Consider the following 24,772-nt stretch of genomic DNA (forward strand, 5'->3'; position numbering starts at 1 on the left):
AAGATTTGTCTTTCCGAATCCGGCCGCCGGTTTACGTGCTAGATTATGAACGTTACGCATCGTCCGCGCGCGAGAGAAAAGGCATCTCTGCATGAGCCGTTTTCCGGAACGACACATCATCATCGTCGGCGGCGGCGCATCCGGCGTGCTTCTGGCTTATCAGCTGCTGCAACGCCCGGAATCCGATGTCCGCGTCACCCTGATCGAGAAGCGTTCGGAAGTCGGCCGCGGGCTCGCCTATCACACCGGGAATGCCGATCATTTGCTCAACGTCCGCGCCGCCAATATGAGCGCGCTGCCGGATGATCCCGACCATTTCTGGCGCTGGCTATCGACCCACGAACATGGCCTTCAGCTCTGTCCCGATCCGTTCTGCTTCGTGCCCCGCCGGCTCTATGGCGACTACATCGCCAGCCTGATCGCGCCGCACCTCGCGGCCGAGAACGGTGCGCGGCGGCTTGCCATCATCCAGGGCGAATGCGTGGCCGTCAGCGAAGGCCGCGACGGCGTCACCGTCAGCCTCGCCGACGGCACGCGCCAGCTCGGCGAGGTCGCGGTGTTCGCCACCGGCCACGATGCCGCGATCCCGCGCTCGGCCTGGCATGCCGATCCCTGGATCAACCCGTCCGTTCCCGGCTTCAGCCGCGACTCGGCGGTGCTCATTCTCGGCGCCGGCCTGACGATGGCGGACTACGTGCTGTCCCTGCTGCGCGAGGGCCATCGCGGACCGATCCTCGCGATCTCGCGCCGTGGCCTCATGGCCAAGGGTCATCGTCGCATCAGCCCCTGCAGGATCAGCGAGGACGAGGTGCCGTTCGGCGCCCGCGGCAGCGTCCTGCTGCGCTGGTTCCGGGAGCGGATCAAGGCCCACGTCGCCGAGGGCGGCGACTGGCGCGCCGTCATCGATGCCGTGAGGCCGTTCAGCCACCGGCTTTGGCAGGACCTGCCGCTGGCGTCCAAGCGCAGCTTCCTGGAGCATGCGCGGGCGTGGTGGGACGTGCATCGCCACCGCATGGCGCCCGAGGTCGAGGCGCGCATCACCAAGGCGATCGAAGACCGCCAGCTCCGCATCGCTGCGGCCAAGCTCGTCAAGATTGACGGCGGCACGCAAGGCGCCCGCGCGCATTATCGCCGGCGCGGCCGCAGCGAGATCGAGACGCTCGAGGTCGGCGCCGTCATCGACTGCACGGGCATCGTGAAGGATCCCCGCGCCACCGCCAATCCCGCAGTCCGCAGCCTGTTCGACCAGGGGCTGGCGCGCTGCGATCCCTTGCGGATCGGCATCGAGGTCACGGCCGATTGTGCCATCGTCGGCGCCGATGGCACGCCCTCGCAGCGGCTGTTCGCGATCGGCCCGCTGACGCGGGCCGCGTTCTGGGAGATCATCGCGATCCCCGACATCCGCAGCCAATGTGCCGATCTGGCGGGCCGGCTGTTGCAGGCCCGCCAGATCACCGTGCCGAAGGTCGATGCGCCGGCGCTGGCCGCAGCCAGGGATCACCAGGTGGCGATGTAGGTGCCCTTGAAGCGGGTGTCGAGGAATGCCTTGACCGGCTCGGAGTGGTAGGCCTCGATCAGCTGCTTGACCCAGGGCTTGTCCTTGTCCTCTTCGCGCACCGCGAGGATGTTGACCCAGGGCCCTTCCGCATTCTCGCGCGCGATCGCGTCCTTGGCGGGATTGAGCCCGGCCTGGACGGCGTAGTTGTTATTGATCGAGACGAGGTCGACGTCGGCCAGCGCGCGCGGCAGCTGCGCGGCGTCGAGCTCGACGAATTTCAGCTTCTTGGGATTGTCGGTGATGTCCGCCACCGTCGCGGCGACGTTGCTCGGATCCTTCAGCTTGATCACGCCATGCAGCGCCAAGATCATCAGCCCGCGCGCGCCGTTCGACGGATCATTTGCGATCGCGACCTTGGCCCCCTCGGGAAGCTCGGCGAGCGTCTTGTACTTCTGCGAGTAGACGCCCTGCGGCGAGGCGATGGTGGTGGCGACCTTGACGATCTTCCAGCCGGTCTTGGAGATCTGGTTCTTCAGATAGGGCTCGTGCTGGAACGAGTTCGCCTCGAGATCCTTCAACGCCAGCGCCTGGTTCGGAATCACGTAGTCGGTGAACTCGACGACCTTGATGTCGAGTCCGCGCTCGGCGGCGACCTTCTTCACGACATCGATGATCTCCGCATGCGGGCCGGCGGTGACACCGACGCGGATGGTTTCGGCCTGCGCGGGAAGCGCGACGGACAGCAAGGCGGCCAAGGCGACAACGAAACGTAACATTCAAGTCTCCAACCAAACAAAAGAGTTCCGCTGGTGACTAGCCCTGGTGCCGCAAAGGATCAATCGCAGCTGCGAACAAAACAATGGACGCGCTTCCGACATCAATGTTTGTGTACGAATGTTCTTTATTCGGCTCCTTGCCGATCGATTTGTTCTATCCCCGCGTAGCCCGGATGAGCGTCAGCGACATCCGGGGTCGCACAAGCTGCCGAGGAGACCCCGCATGTCGCTGACGTTCATGCGGGCTACGCGCCCTCACTCAGTTGAACAGATCCGGCTCCTGCGCCGTGATCCAGTCCCACAGCGGCTGGAAGCTGAAATAGCCGCCCTTGTGGGTACCGACCTGCCCCGCCGTGTGCTTGGCGATCTCGTGCGGAATGGGTTTTGTGGGCCCCGCGGCCTCGGCCAGCAACTGCGTGCGTGCGGCATTGTCCATCGCGATATACCACCACGCCGTCGCCTCGATGGTCGGGCCGACCGTCAGCAGGCCGTGGTTCTGCAGGATGGCAGCCTTCTTGGTGCCTAGCGCGGCCGCGATCTTCCTGCCCTCCTCGGCATCGAGCACGACGCCGGTGAATGGATCGAACAGCACGTGATCGTTGTAGAAGACGCAGGAATCCTGCGTCAGCGGATCGAGCAGCTTTCCGAGCGCGGAAAACGCCTTGCCATAGGTCGAATGGGTATGCGCGGCGGCGATCACGTGCGGATGAGCGGCGTGGATCGCGGAATGGATGACGAAGCCGGCCTGGTTGATCGGCTTGTTGCCGATCAGGATGTTGCCGTCGTGATCGACGAGCTGCAGGTCGGAAACCTTGATCTGGCTGAAATGCGTCGACAGCGGATTGATCCAGAACCGGTCGGGGAATTCCGGATCGCGCCCGGTGACGTGGCCCGCCAGACCCTGATCGAAGCCGTAGCGCGCAAACAGCCGGAAGGTCGCGGCCAGGCGCTGCTTGCGATGCAGCCGCTCCTCCTCGAAGGTGGCTGCGGGCGCACGTTCGACCAGCGCAAACTTCCTGGGGCGTTCGACGATCTCGTTCATGGTCGTTTCCTCCTGCTCGGCTTTGTCGATTGAAACCGTGTCTGCGTCAGCTCAGCGCTGCCTCAAGCGCCGATTGAGCCGGCGCGCAAGGTGATCGCCGACCGTCTGCACGGTCTGCACCAGTGCGATCAGCACGACCACCACGGCCAGCATCATCTCCGGCATGAAGCGCTGATAGCCGTAGCGGATGCCGAGATCGCCGAGGCCGCCGCCGCCGACGGCGCCGACCATCGCGGAGTAGCCGAGCAGGCTGACCACCGCGAGCGTCAGCGCCAGCACGAGGCCGGGCAGCGCCTCCGGGATCAGCACCTTGAACACGATCTGCAGCGGCGTCGCGCCGAACGAGGACGCGGTCTCGATCAGGCCGGCATCGACCTCGCGGATGGCCGCCTCGACCAGCCGTGCAATGAACGGCGTCGCTGCGACGGTCAGCGGCACGATCGCAGCCCCCGAGCCGATCGAGGTGCCGGCCACGAGCCGCGTGAACGGGATGATCGCGACGACGAGGATGATGAAGGGCGTCGAGCGCGTCGCATTGACGACGACGCCAAGCGCCGCATTGACGGCGGGCGCTGCGAACAGCTCGCCCTTGCGGCTGGTCGCCAGGAAGATGCCGAGCGGCAGACCGAGGGCGGTCGCGACCAGCGCCGCGGTCGATACCATGAACAGGCTCTCGCCGGTGGCCTGGACGATCAGGTTGATGAGCTCAGGCGACATAGCCGAGACGCTCCGCTGCGAACTGTTGTTGAGAGAGATAAGCGAGCGTCTGCCGCGCCGCAGCCTCGCCACCGGGGATGCCGAGGATCAGCGAGCCGACATGCTGACCGCCGATCTCATCGATGCGCGCCGACAGCAGCGCGACGTCGATCGACAGCTCGCGGGCGAGCTGCGCGACCAAGGTGTCGCCGGCATCCGTGCCGCGCACCTGCACGCGAATGACCGCCTGCCCGATTCCCGTCGGCTCCTGCACGAGCCGGCTCGCCAGCGACACCGGAACGGCATCGCCGAGCGCTTCGGCCAGGAAGGCCTGCGTCGTCGGATGCTTCGGATGGGTGAAGATGTCGGCGACATGGCCGCGCTCGACCACGCGCCCGTCATCGATCACGACCACCTCCTTGGCGAGCTGGCGGACCACCGACATCTCGTGGGTGATGAGGACAATGGTGACGCCGAGCTCGCGGTTGATGTTGGCGAGCAGGTCGAGGATCGCGCGCGTCGTCTGCGGATCGAGCGCCGAGGTCGCCTCGTCCGACAACAGCACGTCCGGCCGCGTCGCCAGCGCGCGCGCAATGCCGATGCGCTGCTTCTGCCCACCGGACAGCTCCGACGGATAGCGGTCGTGCTTGTCGGCGATGTCGACCAGCTCGAGCAGTTCGCCGACCCGCGTCCGAATATCGGCCTTCGTCCAGCCGGCGATCTCGAGCGGCAGCGCGATGTTGTCGGCGGCGGTGCGCGAGGACAGCAGATTGAAGTGCTGGAAGATCATCCCGATCGAGCGCTGCGCCAGCCGAAGCTGCTGTCCGCTCAGCGCCGAGATCTCGCGCCCATCGACGATGACGCGGCCCGTGCTCGGCTTCTCCAGTCCGTTGATCAGCCGTACCAGGCTCGACTTGCCGGCGCCGGAGCGCCCGATCACGCCGGTGATCGAGCCGCGCGCGATCGCGAAATCGATCTCCTTGAGCGCCGCGACGGCCGGCTTGTCGCGATAGGCGGGATAGGTCTTGGAGAGCGCCTCGAAACGGACCATCGGCGCAGCGACGGCTGCTTCGGGCACGACCGCTTCCACCGGCCGGATCGGCTCGGCGACAGCGAGGGACGAGTGGGCATTCATGAGAGGACCTTGACTTGACGTGCTGCAGCGCACGCATTCAGCTCACCATCGCCCGCGACAAGCCCCGACGCAATTTCAGAAATGCCTGAAGTCATGGACGAAGCTTCTCGAGCGATGGCGCGTCGTGAAACATCATGCTCCCCGATGCATTCTCAGCTGTCATGGAACACCAGCGTCCGCAGCTCGATGCTCTCGCGCGGCGTGGCATCCGCAGGTGTGGTCGGATCGACGAAGGCGGTATGCGGTCCGAACCGCGTGCGGCCGTCTGTCGCCGAATCGTAGCATTTCAGCAGCAGCGCCTCGTCCACCGTCATCTCCGGAAAATAGAACCAGCGATGCGCCGGATTGTATGTGACCGAATAGGTCTCGCCGTTGCGGTTCGGATAGATCAGATCGGAGGCGACGAGATCCTCCGGCGCGACGGTGGTGCCATCGCACATCGCGAGCGGGCTGTCGCGGAGCGGGCCGATGATCGGGCGCCAGAGATTGATGACCTGGACCCGCCCTCGCAGCAGCGCGTCAGCCTCGTCACCAAGGTGCTCGCGCACCCGATTGACGCCCGATGTCACGGTCTGGTCGACATGGACGCGCGTCGCCGGCTGCCGCGGCCCGCCATCGCGGACATCGGCGGCGCCGGGCACGCGCTTGCGCACGGTGTGATCGAAGATGACGACACGATCGGCGCGCAACGTCGCGCGAATGAAGGCCTCCGCCGCCGGGTAGTAGACGGAGCGGACTTCCTTTTCGTTGGTGAAATCGCGCACGAAGGTCGGGTGCCGCACCAGCCCAAAGCCCTCGCGGTCGAGCGAGAAGGATGACGCGATCGGGCGGCCGTCGAACACCGGCACCCGGTGCGGCTCCGGCAGCGCCGTGGATTTCGGCTCGCCCGGTGGCGGATCGAACGCGTAGGTCCGCGGCTTGGACGCAATAGGCGCCAGATAGTTCAGCTCGGCGAGCACGAAGGGCAGCGCTTCGATCTTTCTCTCGACCAGGCTCATGGGACGTCTCCGGGCAATTTCATGCGATTGCATGGAGCTTGATCGGCGCCGGCGGACAGAACAAGTCGATGCTCGAAATAGCAACGGTTCTGCTTCCGAGGCGGCCCGGCGTAGAAGGAGCTTGCCCACCGATTGAAGCTTGCAACCGTCGTTTTCTTCCGCTCGCCGCCTCCCACGCGAGGGCATGGCTGGCATGACATGGCCGCAACCGAGACTCTGCCGGCGGTCGCGTCGACCCAGCAGCAAATTGTTGCACGATCACACCGAAATTCGCCTGTCCCATTTCATTGACGACCTTCACCCTGCTCCTACACTGATCGATATTGCAACGCGCTCCCGACCAACAGCACCCATCCGACGCAAATGTCAGCCGCAGCTTCGCAGGTCTTCGCCATCGACCTGGGCCCGTACCCGGCCTTCGTGTTTGCCGCGAGGGATCACATCGCGGCGCAGAGCGTGGTGCGATCACCGGCCTTGCTGCGGGCAATCGACTCTTTCTGCCGGCTCAAACGTCCCGCGCAGGCAGAACGGCTCGCGCTGCGCGAGGCGACCCATGGCGAGACGGCGATCTATCTCGACCGCGCCGACGAGTTGGCCGACGACGCGGTCTGTCGCCTGCTCCTGGTTCATCTCGGCCCGGGCTGACGCCGCGGGAGAGATCGCTCTCGCCGCGGCGCGAACGCCCTACTCCGCAGCCTCGCTGAGATCGAGCCGTGCCCGCGGGCTCTCGCCGGTCACCACCGACACCCGCTCACCCCAGCGCTCCTCGGGATAGTAGTCCCACACGGCATGATGCTGGCTCGCCCAATTATCCCACACGAGCAGCGAGTTGGGCTGCCACTGCACGCGGGTCTGCAGCGCAAGCTGGCTTTCGACATGGCGGAACAAGAGCTGCAGCAGCGCGTCACTCTCCCGACGCGTCAGCTGCACGATGTGCGAGGTGAAGGACGCGTTGACGTAAAGGAGTTTGCGGCCGGTGCGCGGATGGGTCACGACCACCGGATGCTCTGACTGAGGATAGGTCTTGCCGGGATCGGGCTTGGCGCCGTAGCCGGCGGTCCAGGCCAGGGAGCCGTCATGGATCGCGGTCAGGCCGTCGAGCAGGTGCTTGATCGGATCCGACAGGAATTCATAGGCGAGATACATGTTGGCGAAGGCGGTGTCGCCGCCGAGCGGCGGCGTCTTGGTCACCCGCAGCAGCGAGACCGCGATCGGGCTCGGGTCGCAGGAGACGTCCGGGTGCCAGCCGTCGCCGGCGGTGAAGCGCGAATTGGCGTCGGTCTTCCACGACAGGAATTCCGGATCGAATGGCCCATCATGACGGAAACGCGTTGCCGCCAGTTCGTGCCGATGCAGCGACTTGCCGAAGCGGCGCGCGAAGCGCTTGTGGTCCTCCTTGGAGATGTCCTGATCGCGAAACACGATCGCCAGATTTTCGTCGAGCGCGCGGTGGATCTCCGCGAACTGCGCCTCCGGCACATCCTTGGAAAGATCGACCCCGCCGATCTCAGCGCCGACCGTCGGACCGAGTTGCCTGACCTCGATCGTCTCATAGGGTTCGCGCTTCCGGCCGTTCCAGGCCTGGATGGCGAGCTTGTCGTTGAAGTCCCTGTAGAAGCTCATGAGCGATATCCTTCGATGGCGATGGGATGAGTTAGACGGAGCCGCGGCGCAGCCGCCCGCCACCGCTGGTGACGAGCGCACGGGCTGCGCGCTCGGCATCGCGCGCCGATGTGAAGGACTGCCCTTCCAGGCTGTCGAACGCGCGCTCGGACGAGAAGAAGCTGAAGCCGCGCTCGTCGGCCGTGACGATGCCCGCGGTCCGGTTGAAGACTTCGATGACAAAGGCTGTCGGCATGACTGATCATTCGCCGCCTTGCGCAGCGGCGCTCCTGTCGGATCTGCAAATCGATGATTGAGGTGAATTCGGCTGCAGCGATCAGCAACAGGCCCCGGTCGCCGCCGAGAAGCAGCGTCCGGCGAGGCGCTTGCGCACCAGGCGGCGAGCTGCGGATCTCATTCTCATCTTGGCGAGTCCCGGTTGAGCGATGACGGCGCTGAATATCTGCGCAGGATGCGTTTTGGTCAAATGAAATGGGCATTCAAAGATCAGAGCGCCGCGCGCCATTTGTTTCATGGCGACACAGATCGACGCGAATAATCATTCAGAGCGGCGCGAAATCGGATTGCAACCCATTTGCAACGCATAGATGCAGGATGCGACGGATAACCCGCACCGTGGGACCTTCTACTGCCAGGTCGTGAGCGCGAGAAACAGCGGCATGGTCAACGCGGCAACCAGCGTCTGAAAGCTGATGATGCCGGCCGCGACGCGGTGGTCACCACCCAGGAGCCGCGCCACGATGCAGGCAGAGGGCAGCGCGTTGAACAGAACAAGTGTGTTGAGCGACACCCCGCTCAGGCCGCGGCGGCCTCTGATGCCGTGGGTAGCCATTGGTGCCAGCGCCGACTTGACCACGCTGGATTGCAGAATTGGCCTGCACCAGATGAGAGCAAAGCTCGGACGCGGAAGCACGCCGCGAGGCGACTTTGCACATTTCGGATTCGCTCCCGCCGCCTGCGTCCAGATCGCGATGGGCTCGCAAGCAACAATCAAATCGCGCCGAGCTTCAATCATACTTTGAGGTGTCTACGCTCGCGCGCGGCTTGCGATACTTGATGGCCCATAGCTATCGCGCTGGAAGGTCAATCGCAATGAGCCAGGCATCGGCCAAGACGTCGTTCTCCCCGGGCATGTCCACAGGCTTGATGTTTGCCATGGCGAGCGCCGCCGGCATCGCCGTCGCCAACATCTACTACAATCAGCCGATGCTGGCGTTGATCGAAGCCGAGTTGCCCGGCCGTCTTGCCGGGCTGATCCCGACAGCGACGCAGCTCGGCTACGCCGCCGGACTGTTCCTGCTGGTCCCGCTCGGAGACATCGTCGAGCGCCGCCGGCTGATCATCATGCAATTCGCCTTCCTGGCCGCCTCGCTGGTCCTCGCCGCGATCGCGCCGAACGCCTTGCTCGTCGTGCTCGCTTCGCTTGCCGTCGGCCTGTTCTCGACCGTCGCGCAGCAGATCGTTCCCCTGGCAGCGCATCTGGCGGCCCCGGAGCGCCGCGGCAGCACGGTCGGCACCATTCTCGCCGGCATCCTGACCGGCATCCTGCTGAGCCGCACCCTTGCCGGCCTGGTCGCGACGCATGCCGGCTGGCGCGAGATGTTCTGGCTCGGCGTCCCCCTGGCGCTCGGCGCGGGAGGCCTCATGGCGTTGACGCTTCCGCACAGCCCCGCCGCTTCGAAGCTCGGATATCTGCAGCTCCTCAACTCGATCGGTCATCTGTGGCGCGAGTTTCCGGAGCTGCGGCTTGCCGCCGTGACGCAAGGCTTGATCTTTGCCGCCTTCACTGCGTTCTGGACCGTGCTTGCCTTCCGGCTGCAGGCCCCTCCGTTCGGGCTCGGGGCCGATGTCGCTGGCCTGTTCGGGATCGTCGGCGCCATTGGCATCCTCGCTGCTCCGCTGGCCGGGCGCTTTGCTGATCAGCGAGGTCCGTCCTTCGCCGTTCTCGGCGGCGCGATCCTGACGCTGGTCTCCTGGGCGGTGTTCGGCCTCTGGTCGTCGCTGACGGGCCTGGTCGTCGGCGTCATCCTGCTCGATCTGGCGATGCAGACGGCCTTGGTCGGCAACCAGCATATCGTCTTCGCCTTGAGGCCCGAGGCGCGCGGCCGGCTGAACACCGCGCTGATGGGCTGCATGTTCCTGGGCGGCGCATTCGGCTCCGCGGCTGTGACGGCTGCCTGGCAATCCGGCGGTTGGCCCGCCGTCGCGATGCTCGGACTGGTGCTCGCCGGATTGGCGACAGCGGCGCAGGCCAGGAATTTCCTTCGCCGGAAGGCCGGGACGAGCGGCGCTCCGATCAAAGGGCGCAGCGAGGTCTGACGGATGACTTCAGCTGACCGGCACTCCCCGAGCTCGATCAAGGAAGGCGACGTCGCATGAGAAGGGCGCGTGTTGTCATCGCAGCAGCGGCGATCGGCATCGTCGGAGCTGGAGCCGCTCTGTTCTATGCGTGGCAGCCGGCTCTTGCACCGATCACGCCGCCGGCTCCGGCCACGTTCGACCAGGCACTTGTCAGAAGGGGCGCCGAGCTCGCCCTGCTCGGCGATTGTCAGACCTGCCATACCGCGCCCGGCGGCCGCACTTTTGCCGGCAGCCTCGCGATGCCCACGCCGTTCGGAACGATCTACTCGACGAACATCACCCCCGATCCGGAGACAGGTATCGGGCAGTGGTCGGAGGCCGCGTTCGCGCGAGCTCTCCGTGAGGGCGTCGATCGCGAAGGACGGCACCTTTACCCGGCATTCCCCTACGATCATTTCACGTTGATCTCCGATGACGACGTTCGGGCGCTCTATGCCTTCTTCATGTCGCGCGAGCCCGTGACGTCGACGCCTCCGCCCAACGCCTTGCCGTTTCCAATCAATGTCCGCCTCGTCCTCGCGGGATGGAAGCTGCTGTTTCTCGATCGCGGCCGCTTCGAGCCCGCCCCATCGCGTGACCAGCTTTGGAATCGCGGGAAGTATCTCGTTGAAGGGCTCGGCCATTGCGGCGGCTGCCACACGCCACGAAACGTGATGGGAGCCGAGAAGACGTCGCGTGCGTTTGCGGGCGGCGAAGCCGAGGGCTGGCGGGCCTACGCCCTCGGCGCAGCCTCTCAAGCGCCAACGCCGTGGAATGAAGCAGCGCTTGCGCAATATCTGTCGCGTGGTTTTCACCCGCTTCACGGCGTCGCCCGCGGACCTATGGCCCCCGTGGTCGCGAACCTCGCTCAAGTTTCTCAGCAGGACATCATTGCCATGGCCCGTTACATGGCCTCGCTGTCGAAGCCTGAAGCCGCTGAAGCAAACGCCCAACCGGCTCAACCATTGCCTGAGCAGGGCCCAGGAATTGTCCCGCAATCCGCGGGCTCCCAGGCGCCCACGCCCGTGGCCGGCACGGCAGATGGAGCCGGCATCTACGCGACTGCGTGCGCGTCCTGTCACGCCAGCGACCGCCCCCTCCCCTTGGGTGCGATCCGGCTTTCACTGTCGACCGCGATCACGGACGACAGCCCGGACAATCTGATCAACATCATCCTGAGCGGAATTCCTGCCTCGAACGGCACGGCCGGTCCGATCATGCCGAGCTTCTCGAGCGCGATGAGCGCGGGGCAGATCTCCGACCTCGCGCGCTATCTCCGCAGCAGCTTCACCACCGCCGCGCCCTGGGCCGACGTCGACGACACCGTTCGAACGGCTATTGCCGAACAGCGGAAAGCCAGGGCCCAAAGACTCAACTCGGATCGATGAGGGGTATCGCCATGCTCACAATCACGCTGAATGGTACGCCGCGCGACATCAGATCCTCGCCGGATACGCCGCTGCTCTACGTGCTGCGCGATGAGCTCGGCCTGAATGCCGCCAAATATGGCTGTGGCCTCGGTCAATGCGGCGCCTGCACCGTGATCCTCGACGGCGATGCGATCTTCTCCTGCATCACGCCGGTGATGCTGGCGGCCGACCGCGAGGTCACGACGCTCGAAGGTCTCGGGACCGTCGAGCATCCCGGCCCGCTCCAGAAGGCCTTCATCGACGAGCAGGCGGCGCAGTGCGGTTATTGCATCCCCGGCATGATGATGCGGGCCAAGGCGCTTCTCGACAAAGTGCCCGTGGTGTCCGACGCGTTGATCCGCGAAGAGCTCCAACCCAATCTGTGCCGCTGCGGAACGCACATGCGGATCCTGCGAGCCATCCAGCGTGCCGCCAAGGCGGTTGCGACCTCGACGACGGCGGACGTCGCGCCATGAGCACGATCGTCACACGCCGCGATGTCTTGGCCGGCGCCGGCGCGCTGGTTCTGTCCTTCAGCATTGCCTCCAGACGGGCCTGGAGCCAAACGGCAACGTCCGCTGCTCCGCCAAAACCATCCTTGCCCGGCAGCCTGGCCGGCACACCGCGGCTCGATGCCTGGATCCGTATCGATGCAACCGGCGATATCACGATCCTGACCGGCAAGGCCGAACTCGGACAAGGGCTGAAGACGGCGCTGCTGCAGATCGCTGCGGAGGAGTTCAAGGTCGAGCCGAGCGCACTCAAGCTGGTCACGGCCGATACCGGCCTGACCGCGGACGAGGGTTATACGGCAGCCAGCCATTCGGTTCAGGATTCGGGCACAGCCATCCGCAACGCGGCGGCGCAAGTTCGCGAGATACTCATCGGCGAAGCGGCCCGGCGCCTCGATGTCGATCGGGCCATGCTCCACGCCGAGAATGGCGCGGTGGTCGGCAGCAACGGAGCTCGCCTGTCCTATGGCAACCTCGTCAGCGATCATCTCCTCGAAGTCAGCGCCGCGCCAAGCTCGAAGCTCACCGCAACCGCGGACTTCAAGGTCATGGGACGTCCGGTGCATCGCGTCGATATCCCCGCCAAGGTCACGGGCGGAGCGGCCTATGTCCAGGACATGCGCTTGCCCGGCATGTTGCACGGGCGGGTGATCAGGCCACCAAGTCCGGGGGCCATTCTGGAGCGCGTCGACAATTCGGCGCTCCAGCAGATGGCTGGAATGGTGAAGGTGGTCCGCGACAGCAATTTTCTCGCCGTCGTGGCCGAGCAGGAATGGACGGCGGTCCAGGCCATGCGCGTGCTGGCCACTCACGCGACGTGGCGGGAAACAGCGACGTTGCCGGATCAAGAAAGACTTGCCACCACGTTGATAGCCCTGCCGTCGGAAGACACCGTCATCCTCGACCAGGGGCAACATGGCGAAGCCGGGCACGCGATCGAAGCGACATTTACCCGCCCCTATCTCGCGCATGGATCGATCGGTCCGTCCTGTGCCGTCGCCCAAACGCAAGATGACAAGTTAACGATCTGGACGCATACGCAGGGCGTGTTTCCGCTTCGCAAGGCGATTGCCGAACTGCTGCGGCTGTCGCCGGACAAAGTGCGCTGCATTCATGCCGAAGGCGCCGGTTGCTACGGCCATAGCGGCGCGGACGATGTGGCGGCTGACGCCGCCCTGCTCGCCGTCGCGCTGCCGGGCCGCGCCATTCGCGTCCAGTGGATGCGGGAGCAGGAGCATTCCTGGGAGCCATTCGGTCCGGGCATGGTGACGAAGCTGCGCGCTGCCGTCGGCCAGGATGGGATGATCAGCGACTGGCACCACGAGGTCTGGAGCCAATCGCACATGATGCGGCCGGGTCCTGCCGGAACGTTGCTGGCGGCCCGCGACATCGCGAACCCGTTTCCGCCGGCGCCTCCGGTCGCGCTCGCGCAACCGGAAGGCGGCGGCGATCGAAACGCGATCCCGCTGTACAAGCTCCCCAATGCAAGGGTCGTGAGCCATTTCCTCCCGGAGATGCCGCTTCGTAGTTCGTCGATGCGCTCGCTGGGTGGCTATCTCAACGTGGTCGCGATCGAAAGCACGATGGACGATCTCGCGCGCGCCGCCGGCCACGATCCCGTCGCCTTCCGGCTCTTGCATCTCGACAACGCGCGCGGCCGTGCCGTCATCGAAAGAGCCGCCGACGAGTTCGGCTGGTCGACGCGGCCTGCGCTGAAACGAGGCGTCGGCTACGGCTTCGGCTTTGCTCAATACAAGAACCTCGAAGCCTATTGCGCCATTGCGTTGGAGATCGCCGTCGACGACCAGACGGGCGTCATCAGCATCGCGCGCGTGATCGCAGCGGTCGACACCGGCGAGGTCGTCAATCCCAACGGCGTACGCAACCAGATCGAGGGCGGGATCATCCAATCCGCGAGCTGGACGCTGTTCGAGCAGGTCAGCTTCGACCGGACGCGGGTCACGTCGATCGATTGGTCGGCCTACCCCGTGATGCGTTTCGCCAGCGTCCCCGGCACGATCGACGTCCACATCATCGATCAGCCTGGCGCGCCCTTTCTCGGCATTGCCGAAGCTGCGCAAGGCCCGACCGGTGCTGCCCTCGCCAATGCGGTCCGCGACGCCATCGGACGGAGACTCTACCACCTGCCGCTGACCGCCGCGCGCATCAGAGAGGCCATGAACGCATCATGAGAGACGTTGCGGGAGATCTTTCGTGATCGCCAAGCCCACAGCTTCCGCACCTGGCGATTCCGACATTGCAGCGCGACGATGCCTCGAAGACTTGCTGCCGCCGGCCTTGAGCGTCATCGCCGGCATGGTCGATCTCACCGGCTTCTTCATGCTCGGCCACGTCTTCACCGCACATATCACCGGCAATTTGGTGGTCGCGAGCGCGGCGGCCGTCGACGGCGGTCCCGTCTATTGGGCGCAGCTCGCGGCGCTTCCCATGTTCGCGAGCGCCCTGGCACTCCTCTGGCTCATCGCCCGGCTTTCAAAGCGCCGCGGCGTCTCGCTCGTGAGATTGCTGCTCGGCCTGCAGACCGGCCTGCTCGCCGCAGTGTTGCTGCTCTGCGTAACGGGTCGGCTTTCGGCAGCACCGCAGAGCCCGGTTGCGGGGATCGCCGTACTGCTCGCGGTCGCCGCCATGGCTTCGCAATATGCGCTGCTCCGGCTGGCGCTGCCTCAGGCGGTGTCGACCGCGGTCATGACCGGAAATCTCGCCAACGTCGTCCTGGGCCTGATGGACGCGCTCACGAACGGACATCCCCTGACGCGCGCGGACGATGGCCGGCTGAGGCGGGCTCTGCATCTGCTGGGCGGCTTTCTGACCGGCTGTCTGGTGGCCGCGCTGGCGATGCCGCTGATGCGGGAGTGGGCATGGGTCCTGCCCGTCGCACTGGCTGCCGTGCTGACCATTCATCCCCTGCTCTGGGCCGACGCCGTCGGTCGATGATCGGCCGCGCGCGAGATCGATGCTGTTCAGGACTCGCGGCGGCGTCACGATACGCGATCATCTTCGCGTCCCGTTCGGGACGCGACGGGCTCCTCCGCAACGGGGATGCTGATGTCGAACGTGCTTCCCTGTCCGAGCGTGGATCGAACGCCGATCGTTCCCCGATGCAGTTCCACGATCGAACGGCAGATCGCCAATCCGACGCCCATTCCGGTCGTCTTGGTCGTGAAGAACGGATCGAAGATCTTGCTCCTGATCTCGTCCGACATGCCGCAGCCACTGTCCTCGATCGAGAGTCGCACCGTGCCATCATCGGCGGCGACGGTCCTGATCACCACGCGGCGGACGGCCTGCTCGGTCTCCGCCATCGCGTGGATCGCATTCGTCACGAGGTTGAAGATGACCTGCTGAAGCTGAACGCGGTCGGCGGAAATGGTGCGCCGCTGCTCGGCGAGCTCGACCATGATTTTCACGTGACCGGCGTCGAGATCATCTGCGATCAGCCGCACGACTTCCTCCACGACCTCCTCCAGGGAGATCGGCGAGAACGTGGCCGGCGCCTGCTTGCCCAGCGATCGCAGCGATTTCACGATGTCGGCGGTACGGCGGCCGGAATTCCTGATCCTGATCAGCCCTTGGGTCACCTCCGCGATATCAGGCGTGTCCCTGTTCAGCCACCGCAGCGCCGCCTCGGTCTGCGTGATGATGCTGGCGATCGGCTGATTGATCTCGTGAACGATCGAAGCGGCGAAGCTGCCGAGCGCCGTCATCTGCGAGGTCCGCCCCAGCTCCGCGCGGGCCTCGCGCAATTCAAACTCCGCCTCGGCCCGCCGTCTGTTTTCGTCGATCAGGTTGCGATACAGCCTTGCCGCATCGAGCGAGATCGCAGCCTGCGCCGCAAGCACCTCCAGCATGGCGGTCCGGCTCGGCGTGAAGACGTTGGCGGAGAGAGAGTTCTCCAGATACAGCACGCCGACGAGATCACCCCGCTTGATGAAGGGAATGCAGGCCAGCGAGCGGGCGCCGCGATGGCGCGGCCCGGGAGCGTCGAGCTCGGGAGCATCCGTGGACACGTCCGCAAAGGTGACCGCTTTTTTCGTCCTCATGACGGATGTCAGCAGCGAGATCGGAAGATCATCGTCGGACGGAACGGCGCTGTAGAGATCGACCCGGATGCCCTGGTTCTCCACCCACGCCGAGGCCTCGATGCCCGGCACGCCGTCCTGAACCAGCAGAAACAGCCCGAACTGCGCGCCTGCATGGATGATCATGCTGCGCATCAAGGTGCGCAGCACCTGCTCGAGTCCGACCTCCTCGGCCAGGGTCTGCGCCGCCGCCGTCAGAGCCGCGAGATCGAGCTCCCGCTGGCTGACGGCGTCCTCCGACAGGCTGGTTCTCTCCGACCTCTGCGGAAAGCGAACCGCGAGATGGGTGGCCTTGCCGGTCGCCCCCCATTGTCGGTAGCAAGCCTCCGCAGCGATCAGGCACCCCTGGGCCGGAGCAGACAGACCCGCCTCCAGATAATATTGCCCCGCCAGTTCATGAGCCAGCGCCTGGTCATGGATGAAGCCGGTCTTCTCGGCGGCACGGGCCGCCTGCTCGTACAATTTCTGCGCGGCCGCGCCGTCGCCGCTCAGCCGCGCAGCCTCGGCTTCGAGCAGAAGCGACTTGCTCTCGAACGTATCCGGGTTCAATCGCGCCCAGGCAGCAAAGCGCGCGCGGGCCGCATCGAGGCGCGCCACCTTGTCGTCGACCGGCCGGCCGCCCGCGATCGATCGGCACGACGCCAGCGCGAAGAAGAAGCAGCACTGCGCCGTATCGATGTGAGCCGGCGCGGACCAGGATAGATCCATCGCCATTTCGAGATGGCGCAGCGCAGCGCCATCTCGATTGAACAGGAATGCCGTGACGCCGGCGTAATGATGCACCCAGAATTGGGTAATGACTGACGCGGCGGAGGCGTCGTCAGGACCTCGCTGACGGTCATTTTCGCCCGTCAGCAGCGCAGTGGCGAGGCGCATCTGGGCGTCCAGGATGAGCTCGATATCCCTGTATCCTATCTCGCTCGTGTATCTCAGTCCCTCCGTGATCTCGGCCCGAACGGCCGGGAGCGGTTCACCGACCACGAGGAGATTGGAGGCGACATGATTGCGCGCGTAGCACGCCATCCCCAGATCGCCCGCAGCCTGCCCCACACGGACGCCGTCGCGGGCCCGATCGAGCGCAAAGCGCATCGGCTTGGTCCAGACGCTGACCTGGTCGAGCGCAAGGAGCGCGGCAGTTCGCTGCGCTTCGTAGCCTTCCCGTTCGACCATCCGGCAGGCCGTTTCAGCCCAGAGCAATCCCTGCTCGTAAGCCGCGAAGTGATGCGCACCGTAGACGCCGAACCATGCGAGGCCATAGGCCGATTCCGGCGTAACGCCATGGTTCAAGGTGACTTCCACGATCTTGAGAACGTGAAGAAAGCGCAGGTCACCCGGCACGAAGGACGAGGAGATCAGCGTCGACAGCAGGGGAAGTGCGGTGCGCGCAACCTCGTCGGAGGCGTCGGGGAGAGCCAGAAATCCATTGGGGGTGAGTTCTTGCAGCCGCACGCAGCAGGCTTGATAGAGCCGCTCCAGATCATCCAGAGCAGGCAGACGCTCGATGGCAATACCGATCGCCGAGAGGCCGAGCAATGCGGCCTCGATCGCCTGATTATATTGCGACCTGATGATCAGGGCCAACGCCCGCAGACGATAGGTGTCGGCGATTTCCACGGGCGTGACGGCGACATCCAGCAAGATGTCGAGTCCCTCCAGGGCGTCCTCGACACGGGCGAGCGCAAGCAGGCAGTCGCAGCGCAGCCACTCCGTGGCGAATGCCGGAAACTCGGGATCCGTCGCGCCGCCATCCGATCGCAGGTCGGCAGCGACGTCGAGAAATCGCAAGGCCTGGTCCACTGCTCCCGTGGAGCGCGAGTGACGGGCCGCGGCCAGCAGCACGCGGGCGAACGCAAGACGCTCGCCATGTTCCAACCGGCTTCGATCGGCGCGTTCGATCTGCGATGCGATGTCGAGCGTCAGGTCGGAGCCGCAGTCACGATGAGCGAGGAAATGGCGAGCAATGCGCAGGTGCTCGATCGGCCGACTCTCGTCGTCGATGAGCGAGTAAGCGGCCTCACGAACGCGGTCATGCGAGAAGGTGAGGTGGTCCCCGCCGCGAGCCAGCAGATTGGCCTGCATGAGCTTCTCTGCCAGCTGAAGGGTCTCGTCATGGGACGTCGCCATCAGGGCGGAGAGAACACCGATCGACGCATGCCTGCCCAGAAAGGCGAGCGTTCGAAGCAAATGGCGCTCACGCTCCGGCAAGGCCGAGAGGCGCCGCGCCATGAATTCCACGACGGTACAGCCTTGAAGAAGGCGGGCCTGATCCCATCCCCATTCCCGCCGTCTCGGGTCGAATGCGATGACCTGCTCGTCGGTGAATTTGTGCAAGAGCTGGCTGATGTAGAACGGGCTGCCCTTGGTCTCGCGATGGATGATTGCCGACAGCTCTCCGATCCGATCAACAGCCTGGCCCAAGGCAAAAGCGACCAGTTCGGCAGTCTCGACCGGCGCCAGAGAGGACAAACGGATGTCGGTGCAGGGAATACCCGAAACCATGGCTTCATCGGACAAATCTCGCCACAGACGGTCGACACCATCGTCGCTGCGGCAACTGCAGATCAGCAAGATGGGCGCGGAATTCGCACCGAGCATCGCCTTTGCGAGGTCCAGACTGGCGCCATCGAACCACTGCAAATCGTCGAAGAACAGGATGAGCGGCACCTGTGCCGAAGCAATGGCACCGAACGTTTCGCGCAGGATCCGCGTCGTTCGAACCTGCGCGAGATGAGCTGGCACCTCGGGGAGTGGCTGGCTTCCGCCCTGCACGAGCTCGACATCCGGAATGAGATCGGCCAACAACCGGCTGCAGCCGGGCACCTCGGCGAGGCGGCTGTGCACGGCATTTCGAACGTGCTGATCATGCGAATGGAGACTTTCCAAAGCCGAACGCAACGCCTGGACGATGGGCGCGTACGGGATCGCCTTGCGCAGCGGGTCTCCTTTTCCCGTAGCGCTGATGGCGTCATTCCGGTCCAAGCTCTTCAGCAGATGGCTGACGAGAGACGATTTCCCCGTTCCCGGAGCCCCCGACAACAACACTATCTCGGTTCTGCCGGATTGCCGAACGTTGCGGAACGACTGCGCGAGGCGCTCGACTTCCGCGCGGCGGCCGACGAGAGACTCAGCGAGCCGTTCCCTGACTGCGAACGTCGCTTCAGGGCTGCGGTAGACGCCGTCGCGCCCTGCCCTCGTCTTCGACGCAATGATGCCCGCGACATCGGCCCGAAGCTCTTCGGCGGATTGATATCGCCGGCTCGGCTCCTTTGCCAACAGCTTGAGCAGAACCTGATCGATGACGGGCGGAATCCCCGCCCGAACCAGGCTCGGCGCCGGCACGGTGATGGCGACATGGGCATGGAGCCACTCGGCGATGCTCCCGGCAAGCAAGGGAGGACGACCAACCAGGAATTCGTAGAGGATTGCGCCGAGGGCGTACAGATCGCTGCGCTGGTCAATGACAGGCCGTTCGCGTCTGGTCTGCTCAGGTGCCGCGTATCGGAAATTGGTCCCGGCGAACTCGGGGACGTCGGATGCAAGCTCCTGTCCCGACACATGCGCCCGTCCGAAATCCGCGAAACGCACCCCGCCCTGCTCATCAATCAGTACTTTGGCCGGCTCGAGAGCGCCGTGAACAATGTCGGACGCGTGAACCCGCATCAGCGAGATTGCCGCGCGTTCGGCAATCCCAAGAAATCGATCGAACGGGACCTCTCCCGGAGGAGTGTCCGCCAGCGTGTGATACACATCGGCGGGATAGACCAGGACGATCTTGTCTCGATGGCCGACATAGGCAGGTCGCTCGGCCGCGTCGCCACCAATCCGGGCTGCAATGGCCGCCTCGCGCTCCAAACGCGTGCCTGCCGACGTCCCGGCCGCCGCACTCCGGACGCGCCACCTTTCCCCCGCTTTATCCGCGGCGAAATAGGTCTCGATTCCCTCGGCCTGACCGGCAAACGTCAGGGCAAGGTCGGACCACCAACGGCCATCGATAGCCTCGTAGAGACTGGCCAAGCCGGATACGTCCTCGGCGGGCGTTTTGGCCTGACATGTCGTCTTGCACGTTGCCAAGCTTGGATCTCACCGCTGACGTTGACCTGATGTTCAGGCCTATATCAGCCACCTGGCCGGGTCTTTGCATGAACCAGCGAAGTTTTTGCCAGAATTGATATCCTTGATCCGGCGACCGGCCCGGCCCACATTGCAGGGCATTGCGAACGCGGATCGACGATGTGGAGCTAGACCAGATGCCGGGACTTGAGGCGTTCGGAGACCGGAAATTCCCTGCTGCAGACCTTCTGCTGTCGTCCGAAGGGCGCGGTTGGCAAGGGGTTGGCCTCCAGGTTCGCAGTCATCCTGCGTGCGACATACCGGCTCCGATCCCTGATGAGATGGAAATCACCCTGGCGATTGCAGGCTCTGCGTCGGGACGGGTGGAGCGTCGCGCCGGTGGCAGCTTTCAGAAGACGGCCGCGCGATCCGGGACATTGTGGTTCTGCCCCATCGGCGTCACCGAGGATTCGATCAGGATCACTGAGCATCTTCCGGAGGTGCTGCACATTTTTCTGGCAAAGTCCCAGTTCGAGAGTTTGTCAGAACTGAGCTCGAGATCGCTAACGCCGGCGAGTGTCGCCTATCTTGCCGATGTCAACGACGAACTGGTGCGGCAGATCTGCCTGCGGATCTATCGCGAGGCTCAAGAGGAAAGCAGTGGTGGAAAGCTGCTCGTCGAATGTCTCACACAATCTCTGGTCGCCCATCTCATCACGAGCTATTCCAGCGACGGCCCTCGATTGGACCTCGATCACGGCAGCGGACACGGCAAGCTCGACGACGTCAGACTGACGCGGGTCCTGGACTACATTCAGGCCAACATCGACCAAGATATCTCGCTCTCCAAGCTGTCGGACGTGGCCTGCCTGAGCAAGCACCATTTTGCCCGGGCGTTCCGAGAAGCAACCGGAACACCGCCGTACCGCTTCATCAGTGAACGCAGACTCGATCATGCACTCGATCTGCTGAAGCGCAGCGACCTGCCTCTGGCGACGATCGCGCATGTCTGCCGCTTCTCGTCGCAGGCAACTTTTTCACGAGCCTTTCGTCGTCACGTCGGCGTCGCGCCGGGGGAGTTTCGTCATCGCGCCCGCATCTGAGCGTCAGCTCTAAGCTGACGATGTCATTCTATTTCGACGCAGACGGGACAACTAGATCTGCTCCTGCGGGAGCGCTGCTCGGATCGATCGAAACCGTCGCGGTCAGGCCAGCGGCCAGCACAACCGATGGAGGGACATTGTCGAGCGCGATCCGAACCGGGACCCGCTGAGCCAGACGTACCCAGGTAAACACAGGATTGACGGTCGCGAGGCCGGATGGATCGGACTCGGCGTTGGGGACGGCGATCCCCCGCTCGATGCCGACGACGGATCCCGCCAGCGGTTCGGGATAGGCCATCAGGGCGACGCGCGCTTTATCGCCGACCCGAACTCTGCGCAGCAGCGTCTCCTCGAGATAGGCATCAACCCAGAAGCTGTCCTTGTCGACGACCGACAGCGCGCGCTGGCCGCTCGTCGCGTAATCACCCGGCTGAATAACCAGGTTGGTGACGTATCCATCGACAGGCGAGACGATCACGGTGCGACTGAGCGCCAGGCGCGCCTTGTCCCGGTTGCTGAGGGCCTGACGGTAGGTCGCAGCCGCCATGTCGGCCGCCGCCGTATAGATCTGCTGCTCCTCCTTCGAGACAGCCAGCGAGGTCAGGCGGGCGCGCCGCTCGGCCTCGGCCTGCTTGTTGTCGAGATCGGCCTTCGCGCTGGCCACGGTTGCTTCCGCGCTCGCCAGCGCAATTTCAAAGTCGGCCGGATCGATCTTCATCAAGACATCACCCTTGCGCACGGACTGCGCCGCCTTAACGTCGAGCTCCGCGATCCGGCCCGAGACCTGCGGGGTCACCGCGATGACGTATGCCCGGACCGTGCCGTCGCGCGTCCATGGCGCCGCCATGTAGGCCTGCCACATCATCCACGCCGCATAGGCGGCAACAGCAACCGTGCTGAGCGTGACCAGAACCGACAGGAGCTGCTTCGGCAGCGTCCGACGCTTCTGCTGAGCATCAACGGCGGTCATTGCAACGCTCCTGAGACGACCACGATGGCGGAGAGGACGATCACGTAGATGGATAGGTTGAAGAGGCCGGGATGCCAGACCAGCCGATTCATTCGCAGCCGCGCTCCGAGAAAGCTGAGCGGCAGGGTCGCCACCCAGGCGAGCAGCAGCATCCCAACAAACGGCGCGAAGTAGACGCCGAACAGATTGATCTCCCGATACATCTCGTCTGAACCTCACTTGAACGCCGTGCCGGGGAGCTGCCAGAAGCGGAGCGGCTCCGCCAGCAATCCTGCATGATTGTCGATCGCATCGATGATGACAGCGGCGTCCGATTGGCACACGATCCGCGCTTCGTCATTCGTAGCGTCGACGGCCCGGTTCTCGCGACACCATGACACGAGCATGGATCGCGCCGCGAATGGCCGGCCCTCGGCGAACGCCTTCAGCGCGGTCCGAACCGCTCGCTGTGTGCGGACGTCCGGGGCCGCCTGCTCCAGCCGCAAGGCTGCCCGGCCCACCGCATAGAGCGCAAGCAGGTCAGCGGCATCCTCCACCGCGGCTTGCAGTGGAAGCACCTCGATGCGTCGCGCCATGATCGCGGTCCAGCGGCGTCGATCCGGCGTCCACGCGCCGGCCATCAGACGACGAAGGTCTCGCGCCGACAGAGCGATGAGCCGCCGCGCGCGAACCACTGGTGGTATGACAGGCATCGCGACAAAGAACAGCGCGCCCACCGCACTCCCCGTCACGATCGCCAGCGCGAGATTGAAGTATGCGGCCGCGTCGTAGACGATCGGATTGCCGACTCCGAGCAGCGGCAGCGACGAGATCGTCATCGCAAGGAAGACAACGCTATGCCACTGTCCCGCCTGCATCGCGCCAAGCCAGACGAACAGCACCGACAACACACTGATCAGCGCGGCGAAACTGGAGAAAGCGGGCAACACTCCGAAATAGAGCACGCCACCCACGACGGCCATCAGCGTGACCCCGATCGTATAGTCCCGTGCGAGATCGCGCGCCAAGTCTCCGAACGACGCAAAGATCAACGTCGCGATCACGGCGAAAACGATCGCGAACGGACCCGAGGGCCACGCCGTGACCACCCAGAACCAGGCGGTGCACATCACGGCCGCCGCGGTCCGGGCGCCGTTGACGAGAGCCGGAAGCGGATCGGCGATCACCGGAAAAGCCGGCCAGCCTGCGCGCCCCGTTCCGATCAGCGAGCCTCTTGCCAGCACGCCATCGGCTGACGCCTCGAGGCTCCGCAGGATGGCTGCCGCTGCGTCCGACAGCGATGCACTCACGGCATGGCGGTTGCGCAACCCGTCGATCTCAGCAAGGGCGGCCTGGCAGTCCCTTCGCAATCCAGCCGGATCGCTTTCGAGCCGCGCGGTGTCAATTGTCCCGAGCACCTCCAGGAGCTCTCCCCGGCCGACCATCGATGCAGCTTCGTCGTGACCGTGGGCGGCGTTGCGCCAGTTCGTCAGCGCATCCAGCAGCTTCATCGGAATCCTGCGCAGCTGGCCGCGATCGCCAACGAGCGACTGCTCCCCCACCGCCGCGTCGATCGCAAGGTTCAAGGGACCCAGCTGCCGCGCGATCTCGATGCGTTCGGCACGCCCTCTCCCTGTCACCGACCCGGACGCAACATCCGCGGAGAAGCCGCGAAACAGCTTCACCGAGATTCGAGAGACGGTCTGAGAGAGGAGCCGTCCCGCAGTCCCACGATCAGTCAGCAGGGCCACAAGACACGCGGCGCCCACGCCGATACAGATCTCTCCGACGCGGACGATGGCCAGGAATGCGGCGGAGGATGGATCGGTCACGGTGTCGGCGAAGATGACCGCGCCGGTGATGCCCGCCAAGGCGGCGGCGTAGGCAGCCAGATTGCGCAGCAGGGTTGCCGCCGCCGCGCATGCGCCGCAGAATACGGCCAGCAGCAACAGCATCGGCTCGCGCTGCTGAGGACAGATCGCAAGCAGCGCCACGATGACCACGGCGCCGATGCCGGAGCCGATCGCTCGAAAACGTCCCTTCTGAATGGAGGCACCAAGATTCGGCTGGCAGACGATGGCAGCCGTCGTTGCAGCCCAGAACGCATTCTGCAGCTCGAGATAATAGGTGATGAACAGAGCCAAACAGACCGACGCAGCCAGGCGCAGACCGAACAGGATCCGCGGCCCAAGCGGTTGAAACCACGCCAGCGTTGCGTTCCGCAAGCCCCGCCAATTCAGTCGACCACCGCGACCGTCTTCATACGATGCAGTCATATCGGGCGCACCCCTGACGCTGAACGCAATCCACATGGCTTCAGGGACGAACGACCTCCATCATACCAAGGTTTACCGACATCGCTTCACGAGAACGATGAACGGAGCTCCCTTGCGGCCATGGCTGAGGAGAGGCTGGACAAACCTTCGTTTGCCTGCCCGGCCGTTCGAATTCGAAGACTGTCATGACATTTGAAAACGATAAGCGAGACCGCCACGCAAGTGATACGGCACGGCAAATGGTTGCCGGTTGCACGAGGATCGA

General features: G+C 64.8%; 20 protein-coding genes. 8 read left to right on the top strand and 12 right to left on the bottom strand.

The window, feature by feature from the left end; translation table 11 throughout:
* The first annotated feature begins 91 nt into the window (after positions 1-91).
* Positions 92-1,516, top strand: coding sequence for an FAD/NAD(P)-binding protein (locus ACQR0Z_RS30775; protein ID WP_434921132.1), 1,425 nt, complete (start codon positions 92-94; stop codon positions 1,514-1,516).
* On the opposite strand, the gene ACQR0Z_RS30780 is transcribed toward ACQR0Z_RS30775, so the two are convergent.
* The 5 genes from ACQR0Z_RS30780 to ACQR0Z_RS30800 all read right to left on the bottom strand — a co-directional run bounded on the left by ACQR0Z_RS30780 (position 1,498) and on the right by ACQR0Z_RS30800 (position 6,145).
* A complete protein-coding gene (locus tag ACQR0Z_RS30780; protein ID WP_434921133.1) occupies positions 1,498-2,274 on the bottom strand; it encodes a MetQ/NlpA family ABC transporter substrate-binding protein in 777 nt (258 codons plus the stop codon). The genes ACQR0Z_RS30775 and ACQR0Z_RS30780 overlap by 19 nt on opposite strands.
* 259 nt (positions 2,275-2,533) lie before the next feature.
* Positions 2,534-3,346, bottom strand: a complete 813-nt coding sequence (locus ACQR0Z_RS30785; RefSeq protein ID WP_434921236.1) for a class II aldolase/adducin family protein — start codon at positions 3,344-3,346, stop codon at positions 2,534-2,536.
* 21 nt (positions 3,347-3,367) lie between these two features.
* Entirely contained in the window at positions 3,368-4,033 is a 666-nt protein-coding gene (locus tag ACQR0Z_RS30790) for a methionine ABC transporter permease (protein WP_315705772.1), read from the bottom strand.
* The gene (locus ACQR0Z_RS30795) at positions 4,023-5,147 is read right to left on the bottom strand and encodes a methionine ABC transporter ATP-binding protein (protein ID WP_434921134.1); all 1,125 of its coding nucleotides are present in this window, start codon (positions 5,145-5,147) and stop codon (positions 4,023-4,025) included. The genes ACQR0Z_RS30790 and ACQR0Z_RS30795 overlap by 11 nt, the downstream gene beginning before the upstream one ends.
* 152 nt (positions 5,148-5,299) lie before the next feature.
* Positions 5,300-6,145 (bottom strand): CmcJ/NvfI family oxidoreductase, encoded by an 846-nt coding sequence (locus ACQR0Z_RS30800; protein ID WP_434921135.1) that lies wholly within the window; start codon positions 6,143-6,145, stop codon positions 5,300-5,302.
* 363 nt (positions 6,146-6,508) lie between these two features.
* Here ACQR0Z_RS30800 and ACQR0Z_RS30805 point away from each other — a divergent pair, with 363 nt between their 5' ends.
* Entirely contained in the window at positions 6,509-6,790 is a 282-nt protein-coding gene (locus ACQR0Z_RS30805) for a hypothetical protein (RefSeq protein WP_434921136.1), read from the top strand.
* A gap of 39 nt (positions 6,791-6,829) precedes the next feature.
* Here the strand turns inward: ACQR0Z_RS30805 and ACQR0Z_RS30810 are convergent, their stop codons facing one another.
* The 3 genes from ACQR0Z_RS30810 to ACQR0Z_RS30820 all read right to left on the bottom strand — a co-directional run bounded on the left by ACQR0Z_RS30810 (position 6,830) and on the right by ACQR0Z_RS30820 (position 8,783).
* The gene (locus tag ACQR0Z_RS30810) at positions 6,830-7,768 is read right to left on the bottom strand and encodes a TauD/TfdA dioxygenase family protein (RefSeq protein ID WP_434876897.1); all 939 of its coding nucleotides are present in this window, start codon (positions 7,766-7,768) and stop codon (positions 6,830-6,832) included.
* A 31-nt stretch (positions 7,769-7,799) separates the two neighbouring features.
* On the bottom strand, positions 7,800-8,003 hold the full coding sequence (locus ACQR0Z_RS30815) for a hypothetical protein (RefSeq protein ID WP_434857432.1): 204 nt from the start codon (positions 8,001-8,003) through the stop codon (positions 7,800-7,802).
* Positions 8,004-8,393: 390 nt separating this feature from the next.
* Positions 8,394-8,783 carry a hypothetical protein gene (locus tag ACQR0Z_RS30820; RefSeq protein WP_434921137.1) on the bottom strand — a complete coding sequence of 130 codons (390 nt, stop codon included), beginning with the start codon at positions 8,781-8,783 and terminating at the stop codon, positions 8,394-8,396.
* A gap of 77 nt (positions 8,784-8,860) precedes the next feature.
* Here ACQR0Z_RS30820 and ACQR0Z_RS30825 point away from each other — a divergent pair, with 77 nt between their 5' ends.
* The 5 genes from ACQR0Z_RS30825 to ACQR0Z_RS30845 all read left to right on the top strand — a co-directional run bounded on the left by ACQR0Z_RS30825 (position 8,861) and on the right by ACQR0Z_RS30845 (position 14,984).
* On the top strand, positions 8,861-10,087 hold the full coding sequence (locus tag ACQR0Z_RS30825; protein ID WP_434921138.1) for an MFS transporter: 1,227 nt from the start codon (positions 8,861-8,863) through the stop codon (positions 10,085-10,087).
* A 281-nt stretch (positions 10,088-10,368) separates the two neighbouring features.
* Entirely contained in the window at positions 10,369-11,496 is a 1,128-nt protein-coding gene (locus ACQR0Z_RS30830; RefSeq protein ID WP_434921139.1) for a c-type cytochrome, read from the top strand.
* Positions 11,497-11,507: 11 nt separating this feature from the next.
* Positions 11,508-11,993: a (2Fe-2S)-binding protein gene (locus ACQR0Z_RS30835; RefSeq protein ID WP_434921140.1), complete on the top strand. Its 486-nt coding sequence runs from the start codon at positions 11,508-11,510 to the stop codon at positions 11,991-11,993.
* On the top strand, positions 11,990-14,221 hold the full coding sequence (locus tag ACQR0Z_RS30840; protein ID WP_434921237.1) for a molybdopterin cofactor-binding domain-containing protein: 2,232 nt from the start codon (positions 11,990-11,992) through the stop codon (positions 14,219-14,221). Before ACQR0Z_RS30835 ends, ACQR0Z_RS30840 begins: the two co-directional genes overlap by 4 nt.
* A 22-nt stretch (positions 14,222-14,243) precedes the next feature.
* A complete protein-coding gene (locus ACQR0Z_RS30845; RefSeq protein ID WP_434857437.1) occupies positions 14,244-14,984 on the top strand; it encodes a DUF1275 family protein in 741 nt (246 codons plus the stop codon).
* A 44-nt stretch (positions 14,985-15,028) separates the two neighbouring features.
* On the opposite strand, the gene ACQR0Z_RS30850 is transcribed toward ACQR0Z_RS30845, so the two are convergent.
* Complete coding sequence (locus ACQR0Z_RS30850; RefSeq protein ID WP_434921141.1) at positions 15,029-20,143, bottom strand: trifunctional serine/threonine-protein kinase/ATP-binding protein/sensor histidine kinase; 5,115 nt, start codon at positions 20,141-20,143, stop codon at positions 15,029-15,031.
* A gap of 233 nt (positions 20,144-20,376) precedes the next feature.
* On the opposite strand from ACQR0Z_RS30850, the gene ACQR0Z_RS30855 reads away from it, so the two are divergent.
* Positions 20,377-21,282: a helix-turn-helix domain-containing protein gene (locus ACQR0Z_RS30855; RefSeq protein ID WP_434921142.1), complete on the top strand. Its 906-nt coding sequence runs from the start codon at positions 20,377-20,379 to the stop codon at positions 21,280-21,282.
* Positions 21,283-21,310: 28 nt separating this feature from the next.
* Here ACQR0Z_RS30855 and ACQR0Z_RS30860 read toward each other — a convergent pair whose 3' ends face one another.
* The 3 genes from ACQR0Z_RS30860 to ACQR0Z_RS30870 are packed head-to-tail and all read right to left on the bottom strand — an operon-like array spanning position 21,311 to position 24,507.
* Entirely contained in the window at positions 21,311-22,252 is a 942-nt protein-coding gene (locus ACQR0Z_RS30860) for an efflux RND transporter periplasmic adaptor subunit (RefSeq protein WP_434921143.1), read from the bottom strand.
* On the bottom strand, positions 22,249-22,455 hold the full coding sequence (locus ACQR0Z_RS30865) for a DUF1656 domain-containing protein (RefSeq protein ID WP_434857441.1): 207 nt from the start codon (positions 22,453-22,455) through the stop codon (positions 22,249-22,251). The genes ACQR0Z_RS30860 and ACQR0Z_RS30865 overlap by 4 nt, the downstream gene beginning before the upstream one ends.
* 12 nt (positions 22,456-22,467) lie before the next feature.
* The gene (locus ACQR0Z_RS30870) at positions 22,468-24,507 is read right to left on the bottom strand and encodes an FUSC family protein (protein WP_434921144.1); all 2,040 of its coding nucleotides are present in this window, start codon (positions 24,505-24,507) and stop codon (positions 22,468-22,470) included.
* Between the last annotated feature and the right edge of the window lie 265 nt (positions 24,508-24,772).

This window comes from Bradyrhizobium sp. HKCCYLS3077, assembly GCF_051167555.1.
Classification (GTDB): domain Bacteria; phylum Pseudomonadota; class Alphaproteobacteria; order Rhizobiales; family Xanthobacteraceae; genus Bradyrhizobium.